Source organism: Flavihumibacter stibioxidans, assembly GCF_014332695.1.
In the GTDB taxonomy this organism is placed as follows: Bacteria; Bacteroidota; Bacteroidia; order Chitinophagales; family Chitinophagaceae; genus Flavihumibacter; species Flavihumibacter stibioxidans.
The window spans coordinates 340,866-353,530 of sequence record NZ_MBUA01000023.1 but is presented as its reverse complement, the minus strand read 5'-3'; the positions used below and the strand labels follow the sequence as shown (position 1 = coordinate 353,530).

General features: G+C 48.7%; 11 protein-coding genes. 5 read left to right on the top strand and 6 right to left on the bottom strand.

Annotation, left to right across the window (positions count from 1 at the left end):
- The first annotated feature begins 262 nt into the window (after positions 1-262).
- A complete protein-coding gene (locus BC349_RS12920) occupies positions 263-1,084 on the top strand; it encodes an SDR family oxidoreductase (RefSeq protein WP_187257186.1) in 822 nt (273 codons plus the stop codon).
- A 2-nt stretch (positions 1,085-1,086) separates the two neighbouring features.
- Here the strand turns inward: BC349_RS12920 and lysS are convergent, their stop codons facing one another.
- Positions 1,087-2,604, bottom strand: coding sequence for a lysine--tRNA ligase (lysS, locus tag BC349_RS12915; RefSeq protein ID WP_187257185.1), 1,518 nt, complete (start codon positions 2,602-2,604; stop codon positions 1,087-1,089).
- 131 nt (positions 2,605-2,735) lie between these two features.
- Between lysS and BC349_RS12910 the strand changes: the two genes are divergently transcribed.
- Together BC349_RS12910 and BC349_RS12905 are read left to right on the top strand one after the other, a co-directional pair.
- On the top strand, positions 2,736-3,572 hold the full coding sequence (locus tag BC349_RS12910) for a UDP-2,3-diacylglucosamine diphosphatase (protein WP_187257184.1): 837 nt from the start codon (positions 2,736-2,738) through the stop codon (positions 3,570-3,572).
- 36 nt (positions 3,573-3,608) lie between these two features.
- A complete protein-coding gene (locus tag BC349_RS12905; RefSeq protein ID WP_187257183.1) occupies positions 3,609-4,643 on the top strand; it encodes a glycosyltransferase family protein in 1,035 nt (344 codons plus the stop codon).
- 24 nt (positions 4,644-4,667) lie between these two features.
- On the opposite strand, the gene BC349_RS12900 is transcribed toward BC349_RS12905, so the two are convergent.
- Both BC349_RS12900 and BC349_RS12895 read right to left on the bottom strand, forming a co-directional pair.
- Positions 4,668-5,552, bottom strand: a complete 885-nt coding sequence (locus tag BC349_RS12900; protein WP_187257182.1) for a flavin reductase family protein — start codon at positions 5,550-5,552, stop codon at positions 4,668-4,670.
- Positions 5,553-5,555: 3 nt separating this feature from the next.
- Positions 5,556-6,560, bottom strand: coding sequence for a fumarylacetoacetate hydrolase family protein (locus BC349_RS12895; RefSeq protein ID WP_187257181.1), 1,005 nt, complete (start codon positions 6,558-6,560; stop codon positions 5,556-5,558).
- A 74-nt stretch (positions 6,561-6,634) separates the two neighbouring features.
- Between BC349_RS12895 and BC349_RS12890 the strand changes: the two genes are divergently transcribed.
- Positions 6,635-8,617, top strand: coding sequence for a serine hydrolase (locus BC349_RS12890; protein ID WP_187257180.1), 1,983 nt, complete (start codon positions 6,635-6,637; stop codon positions 8,615-8,617).
- Between the two features lie 63 nt (positions 8,618-8,680).
- On the opposite strand, the gene fabG is transcribed toward BC349_RS12890, so the two are convergent.
- Positions 8,681-9,436, bottom strand: a complete 756-nt coding sequence (fabG, locus tag BC349_RS12885) for a 3-oxoacyl-[acyl-carrier-protein] reductase (RefSeq protein ID WP_187257179.1) — start codon at positions 9,434-9,436, stop codon at positions 8,681-8,683.
- 81 nt (positions 9,437-9,517) lie between these two features.
- Here fabG and BC349_RS12880 point away from each other — a divergent pair, with 81 nt between their 5' ends.
- On the top strand, positions 9,518-10,258 hold the full coding sequence (locus BC349_RS12880; protein ID WP_187257178.1) for a hypothetical protein: 741 nt from the start codon (positions 9,518-9,520) through the stop codon (positions 10,256-10,258).
- 6 nt (positions 10,259-10,264) lie between these two features.
- Here the strand turns inward: BC349_RS12880 and BC349_RS12875 are convergent, their stop codons facing one another.
- Both BC349_RS12875 and lptB read right to left on the bottom strand, forming a co-directional pair.
- Positions 10,265-11,776: a GH3 auxin-responsive promoter family protein gene (locus tag BC349_RS12875; protein ID WP_187257177.1), complete on the bottom strand. Its 1,512-nt coding sequence runs from the start codon at positions 11,774-11,776 to the stop codon at positions 10,265-10,267.
- 29 nt (positions 11,777-11,805) lie between these two features.
- The gene (lptB, locus tag BC349_RS12870) at positions 11,806-12,582 is read right to left on the bottom strand and encodes an LPS export ABC transporter ATP-binding protein (protein WP_425489730.1); all 777 of its coding nucleotides are present in this window, start codon (positions 12,580-12,582) and stop codon (positions 11,806-11,808) included.
- Between the last annotated feature and the right edge of the window lie 83 nt (positions 12,583-12,665).

Sequence of the window (12,665 nt, the reverse complement as noted above, 5' to 3'; positions counted from 1 at the left end):
CTTGTTTAGGATTTTCTTGGATTTTACTGATTTACATCAGGTTGATTTTTCTAAGGATTTGGTTGATTTGATATCGATCACTGACATAACAAAAGTATTAACCATCCTATAACAAGACAAGAGCATTATTGCTGAATCTGCAGGCTTCATGAAATACTGCTGATTTCGTAGAATTACGAAGTGTTATTTGGTAGAACTCTGCTAACTTCCGTTAGCTTTCCTTGTTCAAATGGCCGGAAAGCCATATAAAACCTCAGAAAACATGTTATTCCAGCACAAAAATGTATTGATCACAGGTGGTAGCCGGGGCATCGGAAAAGCAATAGCACTGCGGCTTGCAGCAGAAGGAGCCAATGTTGCTATTGCAGCCAAGACCGCTGAACCCCATCCAAAACTTGAAGGAACCATTTATACTGCGGCCGAAGAGATTGCAAAAGCCGGACCAGGGAAAGTGCTTCCGCTGCAGGGAGATATCCGCTTCGAGGAAAGCATTGAGCAAATAGTGAAAACTACGGTGGAACTATTTGGTGGGATAGATATCCTGGTAAATAATGCCAGCGCTATCAGCCTGACCCCTACAGAGCAAACAGAAGCAAAGCGGTGGGACCTGATGCATGGTATCAATGTCCGTGGCACTTTCCTCATGTCCAAAGCCTGTATACCACACCTGAAAAAATCACATAACCCGCATATCCTGAATCTGTCACCACCCCTTAATATGGATCCCCGCTGGTTTGCGCCCCATCTCGCCTATACCATGAGCAAATATGGTATGAGCATGGTGGTATATGGCCTTGCTGAAGAACTGAAACCACACCGGATTGCTGCCAACGCGCTGTGGCCAAAGACCACTATTGCAACAGCCGCAGTGGAAAACTTACTGGGAGGTGATTTCCTGGTTCAGCGCAGCCGTACGCCGGAAATTGTGGCAGACGCAGCTTTCCATATCCTGCAGCGACCTTCCTATGAATGCACGGGAAATTTCTTTATTGACGAAGAAGTGCTCACCGCGGAAGGAATAACGGATTTCACCCGTTACGCAGTCAACCCGGCACAGAAACTGATGAATGACCTCTTTGTATAAGCTCAGTCTTCAAAATTTTCCGGCCTCATCTGGGGGAACAACAACACATCCTGGATAGATGGCTGGTTGGTCATCAGCATGCAAAGACGGTCTATTCCGATACCGATACCCGAGGTAGGGGGCATACCATATTCGAGGGCGCGCAGGAAGTCCTGGTCGATGAACATGGCTTCGTCATCTCCGCGTTCCATCAGTTTCACCTGCTCTTCAAACCGCTCTCGCTGGTCAATGGGATCATTGAGTTCTGAATAGGCATTCGCAATTTCCTTGCCGTTCACCATCAGCTCGAAACGCTCAACCAGTCCGGCTTTGCTGCGATGCTTCTTGGTCAGCGGACTCATCTCTACCGGATAATCGGTAATGAATGTAGGCTGGGTATAAGTGTGTTCGCTGGTGGCGCCGAAGATCTCATCGATCAGTTTGCCCTTTCCGATATTGGGATCAACCGGAATGTTCAGTTTTTTGCACACTTCACGCAGGCCGGCTTCGTCCAGCTCACTGATATCAATACCCGTATTTTCCTTCACAGATTCGAATATGGATATCCGTTTGAAAGGCGCCTTAAAGGAGATGGTTTTCTCACCCACGGTCAGCTCGGTAGTGCCGTGCAGGGCAATGGCTACTTTCTCAAGCAATTGCTCAGTGGTTTCCATCATCCAGTAATAATCTTTATAGGCTGTATACCATTCGAGGATGGTGAACTCCGGGTTGTGTGTCCGGTCCATTCCTTCGTTGCGGAAATTTCGGCTGAATTCATATACCCAATCAAACCCGCCAACAATACAGCGCTTGAGGTACAGTTCGTTTGCGATACGCAGGTAAAAAGGTACATCCAGCGCATTGTGGTGGGTGATAAAAGGCCTTGCGGCAGCACCACCGGGAATGGCCTGCAGTACCGGGGTATCCACTTCCAGGGCACCACGCTCATTCAGGAATTCCCGGATCGTGTTGATCATTTTTGTGCGCTTCACGAAAGTTTCGCGAACCTGCGGATTGATTACCAGGTCGGCATAGCGCTGGCGGTATTTGAATTCGGGATCGGTAACGGCGTCGAAGGTCTGCCCCTCGGCTTCCTTTACCACCGGAAGCGGTTTCAATGCTTTGGTCAGCAAGGTCAGTTCCTGCACGTGAATGGAGGTTTCACCGGTTTTGGTGGTGAACACAAACCCTTTAATCCCATAGATATCACCGATATCAGACAGGTGCTTCCAAACCTTGTCGTAGAGGGTTTTATCCTCTCCCGGGCAAATATCATCGCGTCGAACATAGATCTGGATGCGGCTGGTACTATCCTGCATTACCGCAAAGCTGGCCTTACCCATGTCGCGGATGCTCATGATTCGTCCGGCCAGGCAGACTTCCGCGAAATCGGCCTTGTTTTCCTCTCCTTTATAGTTCTCCCTGATATATGCGGCAGTGGTATTAACCGGGAATAATGGGGCAGGATAAGGGTCAATACCCAGTTCCTTTAGTTGTTGAAGCTTCTCCCTGCGGATCTGTTCTTGTTCTGATAAATGCATTCGCCAAATTTTGAAGCGCAAAAATAACGCATTTGAGGGGATAACAATTCCTTAGCACAAGGGTTACTATTCCTTAACCCTGGCTTTATACGGAGGTAACACCTGTGAGGGAATTTTGACAAACCATTCTAATGGAAAAACGCCCCCTCGATGTAGCAATATTATCCGATCTCCACCTTGGAACTTACGGTTGCAAGGCCAAAGAGGTACTCAATTACCTGAAAAGCATCGCTCCCCAGATGCTGATCCTGAATGGAGATATTATTGATGGCTGGCAGTTCAGCAGGCATTATTTCCCCGCATCGCATATGGCGGTGGTAAAAGAGATCCTTTGCATGATGGGCAAAGGCACCAGGGTTATCTATATCACAGGAAACCACGATGAGATCATGCGCCGCTATTGTGATATCCAACTGGGCAATTTCCAGCTTACCGATAAAGTGGTGATCGAGATCAACCATAAAATGACCTGGATATTCCATGGTGATGTGTTCGACAACACCACCCGCGGGGCGGCGAAGTTCTGGGCCAAACTTGGCAGCAGCGGCTACGGTTTCCTGATCCTGCTCAACCGCCTCATCAACCGGATGATGAAAATAATCGGCCGCGACCGGGTGTCACTTTCCAAATCTGTTATGGCCAGCGTGAACAAAGCCGTTACACGCATCAATGATTTCGAGATGACTGCCGCGGAGATCGCCATCGAAAAACAGTACGATTATGTGATCTGCGGGCATATCCACCAACCCCAGAAAAGAGTGGTGGAAACCGAAAGGGGGAAAGTCATGTACCTCAATTCCGGCGATTGGGTAGAGCATATGACCTCCCTGGAATTCTACCAGAACGACTGGCATATTTATCAGTACGATGAAAAAGAATTCGCCGGCACCAGGCACGAGACGAGCACCCCGGCAATCAATGTTATTACCGATGAGGTAAACTTTTATGTAAGCTCACTGGCTGTTTGAGCCACAGTAAAGAAAACAACCACAAACTACAAACACATGAAAATACTTTATTCTGTTCAGGCCACCGGTAACGGGCACATTTCCCGCGCTACCCAATTACTTCCCTACCTGCGCAGGTTTGGTAAGGTGGATATTTTCCTGAGTGGCGCCAACAGCCAGTTGCAGAATGACCTGCCGGTACGGTACAGAAGCAGGGGAATGAGTTTGTTTTACAATACGAACGGAGGGTTGCAGTACAAAAAAATTGCCCGGCAGCTCAACCCCGCCAGGTTGTTGAAAGAGATAAAAGAATTACCGGTTGAAAAATACGATGTGGTGATCAACGATTTCGAATGCATCACCTCGCTGGCCTGTGCGTACAAAAAAATCCCCTCTGTAAATTTCGGTCACCAGGCGGCGTTTCAATCGCCCCTGGCGCCGCGACCGGCAAACAGGGAGGTTATGGGGGAATTTTTATTGAAACACTATGCGCGTGCCAGTCAGTATCTCGGATTGCATTTCAGGGCCTATGATGATTTTATTTTTGAACCCATCATTAAAAAAGAAATCCTGCAGGCTGAACCGGCTAATGCTGGTCATATCACGGTTTATCTCTCTGCCTTCAACGACAAGGTGCTTACCAAAGTGTTTAATGACCTGAAAGCATTCCGCTTTGAAATATTTTCCAGGGAAGTGAAGCAGGTGGTAACAGTTGAAAACGTAAAGCTGATTCCAGTTCAGCAGCGCCTCTTCAATGAAAGCATGATCAGGTCTTATGGCGTGATTACCGGTGCCGGTTTTGAAACACCCGCGGAAGTGATGCACCTTGGAAAGAAACTTATGGTCATTCCGATAAAGGGACAATATGAACAGTATTGTAATGCCGCTGCGCTGGCCGAACTGGGCATTAAAGTGGTGAACCATATCGATGCGCATTTCAGCAATGTTTTCCTTGACTGGATCGGCGGGGAAAATATCCCGTCCATCAGATATGAAAATAATATCCCTGAAATTCTGGGTTACCTGATGGATAACTATCCTTCAAAAGGAGTGTCACTTGATCTCCTGCATCCTGACCTGATGCTTGGTTAGTGCAGTCGCACCCAAACCGGATGCTCAGTTCAATGCCAACAGCACCTGCCAGGCTTCCTGTACTTTTTTCTGCCCGAGCAGTTCCTTCGCGTATTGGTGTAATTCCTTTTCCATTTCATCGGGACTAACCGAATAATACTGGAAAATATTTTTGAGCCGGTCATCGTGGAATGTGGGGTCCACTACCGGCATATCATGGACGTTGCCGAGTTGCCCGAGGTCATTGCCGGTCAGGATCTTACTGTTACGGATATTCGCAGGAAGCATATCAATACCAATTCCAAGCTGTACATTCGGTTTCTCCACCTCAAACAGGTTGGAAGGGTCAACCCTGCAATACCAGTTCGCTCCCAGTCTGGCAACATGATGCAGTTTATGCTGGTCGATCATGGTGCCGGCCTCATTCAGGATACTATCGTTTACGTGCATACGAAGTACCTCACAGATTACCAGGTTGCCTGCACCTCCTTCCGTACCAAGCGATTTCACCTCCAGGACCTTACACTCCATCTTTACCTTGCTCTCTTTCACCATCGGTGGCTTAACCAGTGTAGCAGGCTCTTCAGTAAATCCGGCCTTAATAAATTCGTTTACACCTTTGGGATATTCGCAACTGGCCAGTGAGATCTGCTGTACCATATCCCAGTCCACAATATTGATCACCACTTCAGGCACTTCCAGTACATTTTCCAGCGTGTCTTTTGTGGTATTATCCCTCACTCTTCGTGCCGGCGAAAAAATAAGGATCGGTGGCCGGGAGGAGAACATGTTGAAAAAGGAAAACGGACTCAGGTTCACTTCCCCGTCTTTGCCGACAGTAGATGCAAAGCAAATGGGTCGAGGTGATACTGCATGCTGCAGCCATTGCTGGGCCTGCATTACGGGTATTTCAGAGAGGTTGATCTGCATGGTTTATTTTTTTCTCGCCAGGATAGAATAATCCGTTGGTTCAGCAACAATGGTATTGGTCAGGATGCCAAGCCCGTCAATTTCAAGTTCCACCACATCGCCATCCTTCAGCCATTGTTCGGGATAATTGGGATCATTGAGTCTGCCGGTACCATTCAGTTCCAGGAAGCAGCCGGTGCCTACTGTTCCGCTGCCAATAACATCCCCGGGGTGAAGGCTTACACCGTAGGAACAACGTTCGATGATTTCTGCAAAGGTCCAGTCCATATCACCCAGGTTGCCATCGCTGACCTGCACACCATTCACGCGGCATTGCATGCGAAGGTTCCAGTTCTTTCCGGTATGACCGGGTTTAGGTTCAATTTCGTAATCCGCCAGTTCGTCCAGCGTAACCAGCCAGGGGCCAATCACCGTGCTGAAATCCTTTCCCTTTGCGGGTCCCAGGTTCAGCAGCATTTCTTCCATCTGCAGGCGCCTTGCACTCAGGTCATTCATAATCATCAGGCCGCCGATGTATTCATCTGCATCTTCCGCCCTGATATTTCGACCAGCCTTGCAGACAACAACAGCTGCTTCGAGTTCGAAATCAAGTTTTTCAAAATGATCGGGCATACATATGACTTCACCAGGCCCCTGGATACTGGTATGGTTGGTGAAATAAAAAATGGGGTATTGGTCAAACTCCGGGATCATGGGTGCATTGCGGTTGCGGCGAGCGGAAGCCACATGCTGGCGGAAAGCGTATCCATCGCGGCAGGAAGTCGGAAAGGGAACCGGCGCCAGCAGGTAAGCCTGGTCAATAGGGAATCCCTTGTCTTTCTGGATCCTGCCTTCCCTTACCATTCGCTCTGCCAGTTGCGCCATGGGGAAGGCATCTTCCCAGTATTGTAAAAACATATTCATGTTTCCGGGCAGGTCGGGATGGAGGGAATCCGTACTGTAGATATATCCATCAACAAAAATTCCCAGTTGATCATGACCTTCGCGGAGATAAGAAACTAACTTCATAACAAGCAATTTAACGTGGCCAAAAATAACGGGAATATTTATCTTACCCATTCTTTATTCATCAAGTTCCGGTAATGAGTAGAATCTGGTTTTCAATACTAACCATGCTCTGTTGCTGCATGACAGTCTTCGCACAACAAAATAAAATTCTGTTACACACAAAAGCCCTGGAAAACCTGGTCCGCCAGTCAGCAAGTCGCCGCCTAACCTCAGTATTGGACGATCCCGGAAACTTCCGCTACCAGTTCATCTATACGCGCATCGATCGCGACAAGAACAACCAGCCCCGGTTTCATCATCAATATTTACGTGTGGATTCCAATGCCTATTTCAATCCGGCATCCATGGTTAAGTTGCCCACGGCCCTGCTGGCCCTCGAGCAACTGCATGAATGGAAAGAGTATGGAGTGGATGTTCATTCCACCATGCTGACCGATTCCGCTTTTTCAGGACAAACTGTTGTGCTGGCTGATTCCACTTCGGCGAACGGGTTGCCTTCAGTGGCACATTATACCCGGAAGATCTTTGTAGTGAGTGATAACGATGCCTATAACCGTTTGTATGAACTTGTCGGGCAGGGCAGGCTGAACAGCCGCCTTAAGGAGATGGGATATTCCGGAAGCCGCATCACACGCAGGTTTGTATCCATGAGTGAAGAAGAGAACCGCCATAGCAATCCAATCCGTTTTATGAATGCGCAGGGGCGTCTGTTATACCGGCAACCTGCTGCTTATAACACCGGCCCTTTTGATTTTAGCCGCAAAATCCTGGTTGGGGAAGCGCATTACAACCGATTTGATTCGCTGATCAATGCCCCAATGGATTTTACCGCACACAACGTCATGCCACTGCAACACCTGCAGCAGATGATGCAGGCGGTCATATTCCCCGGCTCCATGCCGCTGGTAAAAAGGTTCCGCATTGATTCCGCAGATCGCAGGCTGGTGCTGGAGAACATGGCGCGCCTGCCTTCGGAAACCGATTTCCCCCGTTACGACACGACTGAATTTTTCGATAGTTACACAAAGTTTTTCCTTTTCAGGGATGGCAAACTGAAACCTCCCGCACATATCCGCAGCTTCGGTAAATCCGGCTGGTCCTTTGGGTACCTGACTGAAGTGGCCTATATCGTGGACTTCGTGCACAATATAGAGTTCATGCTGAGCGGCACCATTTATGTGAACAGCGACGGGGTGCTGAATGATAACAAATATGATTACGACAGTATCGGTTACCCGTTTTTCCGTGAAATGGGCGAGATCATTTACCGCCACGAGTTAAATCGCCCCCGGAAACATCAACCCGACCTCGCTGAATTCCGGGAATTGATCCAGCCTGCCATCCACCCGTCGGGTGCCACCCGACGGGTGGATTCCCCGCAGGCGATCATCCGGGGGGATACCGGCAGGAAGGAAATAGCTATTGTATTTACCGGACACGATTTTGCGAACGGCGGCGATACCATCCAGAAAGCACTTGCCAATGCCGGCGTTAATGCCTCTTTTTTCCTGACGGGAGATTTTTACCGGCAGGAGGCTTTCAGCGAAATGATCAGAGGATTAAAGCATGACGGGCATTACCTGGGTGCACATAGCGACAAACACCTGCTTTATGCCGACTGGGTAAAGCGCGATAGCCTCCTGGTTACCAGAAAACAGTTTGCGGAGGACCTGCTTGCCAATGAAAAGGAGATGGCGCGTTTTGGAATCGACCTGGCAAAAGCGACTTATTTCCTGCCGCCCTATGAATGGTATAATGACAGTATTGTGGCATGGACACATGAACTGGGCAGGCAACTGGTCAATTATACCCCCGGAACGATCAGCCACGCAGATTACACATCGCCGGAGGATAAAAACTACCGGAACACCCCATCCATCCTGCAATCCATCCGTAAAAAAGAAGCCGCTGACGGACTGAACGGATTCATATTACTGATGCATATCGGGGCCACGCCCAGGCGTCCGGATCCGTTATTCAATGAATTGCCGCAGGTCATTGACTGGCTGAAACAAAGGGGATACCGGCTGGTAAGGATAGATGAACTCTTGAGGTGAGCAATCCCATCCGCTGCGGCTGGAGGTCACCCGTCGGGTCGCACCCGACGGGTGAAGAAAATCTTACATGTTCAGGCCACCGCAGGTGCTGATCACCTGGCCGGTAACATAGGAACTCATGTCGCTGGCAAGGAAGAGGGTCACATTGGCGATCTCCTCCGTGCTGCCGAAGCGGCCGAGCGGTATTTTTTTCAGGTATTCATCCGCACCGGCACCTTCTTTCAGGTAGTGCGTCATATCGGTTTCCACAAATCCGGGGGCGATGGCATTGCAGCGTATGTTCCGGCTTCCCAGCTCCTGGGCGATCGACTTGGTGAAGCCGATGATGCCTGCCTTGGAGGCGGCATAACTGCTCTGGCCGGCATTTCCCCTCATGCCAATGATGGAACTCATATTGATGATGCTGCCCGATTTTGCCTTCATCATGGGGCGGATTACCTGTTTGGTCATGTTGTAAACGCTCTTGAGGTTGGTAATCATCACATCATCCCACTGATCGGGTGTCATTCTCAACAGGAGGTTGTCTTTTGAAATGCCGGCATTGTTCACACAGACATCGATGGTGCCAAATGTTTTAACCACATCGTTTACGAATTGCTCGCATTCTTCAAAAACACCCGCGTTGCTGCGGTATGCCCTGGCGTTAACGCCCATGCCCTTCAGCTTTTCTTCCAGTGCCAGCGCTTTGGGCTCACTGCTTTCACTGACATAGGTAAACGCAATATGGGCTCCCTGTTCTGCCAGTTTGATGGCGATGCCTTCACCAATGCCGCGTGCAGCTCCGGTAACGATGGCTACTTTATTTGATAATAGACTCATTTGTGAAAATTGAGCTGTGAAAATAGGTAGAAATACGAATTTGTAATAGTTTGCCGTTAATATCTCTATAATTGAAATACGATGATCAGGATAAAGAGAAAGTTTGTGTTTTTGAACGTTTTTGAATATTGGTTTAATTATAAAGGTGGATTCTGGGGTAGTTTTGGATTAAATGCCTATAACCATATCAGGAAGGAATTGAAGAATCCGTTTTTGATTAAAGTCCCCAATTATACCGTTGAGCTTGATCTTACCAAATCCAAAGAGCAGATCCTGGAGGATTTCTCACGAACGGTAAAATCGCAGGTGAGGAATTCGGAGAAGGATGGTGTTCATTGTTATTTTGACCAGGATGTAAGGAAATTTGTTGGTTTTTTCAATGAATTTGCTCCCAGTAAAGGCATTCCGCCAGAAACCGTTGAAAGGATTCTTGGCTACGGCGACTCCCTGAAAATCAGTTATGCTGAACTTGATGGCCAGATCCTGGCTGCCCATACCTATGTATATGACCAGGAGCAGAAAATTGTGCGGCAGATGCACTCCGCATCCAAGCGCTTTGATGAACAGTTTGATAAGAACAAGATCGGCAGGGCCAATAAATACCTTCATTATCGTGATATGCTGGCTTTTAAGGACCAGGGCATTACTGCCTATGATTTTGGCGGATACCAGGAAACGCACAGCGACAAGGTGATCGAAAGCCTGTTGAATTTCAAACTGGATTTCGGCGCAGTAAAGAAGACCTCCTCAAATTATTATACGATCAGTTATTTCCTGCTCAGGAAATTATCGTTAATGCTGGGGATTATTAAAAAAGGATAAGGGATGTTACCTGCTCAGCATCTGCAGCATTGATTCGAAAACAGTCCGGTCATTGCTGAGCCGGGGAACCTTATGCTGCCCGCCGAGTTTACCCTTCGCGCTCAGCCAGTCTGTGAAGAATCCTTTTCTCACCATATGGAGGATTGGCATCCTCAGGGCAATATCTTTCTGCCTCTTTGCTTCGTAATCGCTGTTGATGTTTTTCAGTGCCGAATCCAGTTCGTATGTGAATAGGGCAGGGTCTGCGGGCTCTTTTTCAAATTCGATCAGCCACTCATGGGCACCGTTTCCATTCTGGCTGAAATATACGGGCGCCGCACTGTAATCATTAACCGCTGCACCGGTCTTTTCGCAGGCAATGGATATGGCTTTGTCGGTATTGTCAACGATTATTTCTTCACCGAAGGCATTTATATAATGTTTCAACCGGCCGCTCACCCTGATCCGGTACGGTTCCAGGGTGGTGAATTGTATGGTGTCGCCAATGATATAGCGCCACAGGCCACCGGTAGTGCTGATGACTGGAGCATAATTCTTTCCTGGTTCCACTTTGTTGAGTCCCACCGTTTTCGGGAATTTTTTTCCGTACTCCTCAATCGGCATAAACTCATAGAAAATGCCATGGTGGGTGAACAGCAGCATGCCATCTGAATTGGGACTGTCCTGTGCCGCAAAGAATCCTTCGCTGGCATTGTACATTTCCAAATAGTGGATGTCTTTCCCGATGATTTTCCTGAATTGCTCACGGTAAGGCACAAATGATACACCGCCGTGCATATAGAGTTCCAGGTTGGGCCATACTTCGGAAATGGATGCTTTTCCCGTCATTTCCAGGATGCGTTTCATCAGGACCAGGGTCCAGGTCGGAACGCCGGAAATGGAAGTTACATTTTCCGGTATGGTGGTCAGAGCGAGTTGTTCAATCTTGCTCTCCCATTCGTCCATCAGCGCAATGGACAAATCCGGGGTCCTGATCCAATGGCCCCAGAAAGGAGAATTTTGCAGCAGGACGGCACTCAGGTCGCCAAAGCTGATCTCCTCAGAGACCTGGCTTACCTGGTGGCTGCCACCGATCACGAGGCCTTTTCCTGCCAGCAGTCCTGAATCCGGGTTAAAATTATAATACATGGTGAGCACATCCTTGGCGCCCTGGAAATGGTTCTCTTCCAGGCTTTCGTCGCTCACGGGGATGAACTTGCTTTTTTCGCTGGTGGTGCCGCTGCTCTTGGCAAACCAGCTGAGGGGGGTATTCCACAACACATTTTCTTCGCCGTCCATCATGCGCTGTATATAGGGTTTCAGGTCATCGTATTCATGAACCGGAACCGTATTCTTGAAATTGCGGACATTAAAGAGTTTGTTGAACCCGTACTTGCGCCCGAATTCAGTGTATTGGGCAGATGTGACCAATTCCTGTAATACTTCACGTTGTGCAGCTACAGGGTTTTTGGTCCATTCTTCGATCTGCCAAAGCCGGAGCCTGGCCAGTCTTGATATGGCGGGCGAGAAAATCTTCATACAGCAGCGGCAAAATACTGAAAATAGCGCTAAATCTTGGGGAAATCACCCATGCCCTTCATCACTTCCTCGTGGAGGTAGTCTTTCCGCTTCAGTTCGAAGTTGCGGCCAAGATAGAGCCGGCGCACCTGTTCGTCCTCCGCCAGCTCTTCCGCCGTACCGTGTTTGAATATCTTTCCATCGATCAGCAGGTAGGCACGGTCGCAGATGGAAAGGGTTTCGTTTACGTTGTGATCGGTGATCAGGATACCGATATTCTTGTATTTGAGCCGGGCAACCACGGTCTGGATGTCTTCCACCGCGATGGGATCCACTCCCGCAAAGGGTTCATCCAGCAAGATAAATTTCGGGTCTACTGCCAGGGCGCGGGCGATCTCTGTCCGCCTTCTTTCGCCTCCGCTAAGGCTGTCGCCATTGTTTTTACGTACGTGGTGCAGCCTGAATTCATCCAGCAGGTCTTCCAATTTCTGTTTCTGCTCGTTCCGGCTGAGTTTGGTCATTTCCAGTACCGAGCGGATATTGTCCTCCACGGTCAGGCTCCTGAAAACGGAAGCTTCCTGTGGCAGGTAGCCAATTCCAAGTTGTGCCCTTTTGTACATGGGCAGTTCAGTGATGTTGCGGTCATTCAGGAAAACAGTGCCTTCATCGGGTTTGATCAGGCCAACCACCATGTAAAAAGTAGTCGTTTTACCGGCACCGTTGGGACCAAGCAAGCCGACAATTTCGCCCTGCTGAACATTCACGGAAACATGGTTTACCACGGTCCGGCTGCCATACCGTTTAACCAGTTGATTGGTTTGGATCACTAAATTCAAGGTTCACTGCTTTTGGCAAAAATACCTTGTTAATTGATAACAGCATGCTAAGTTTGCAGATAGTTTTAAGCAGC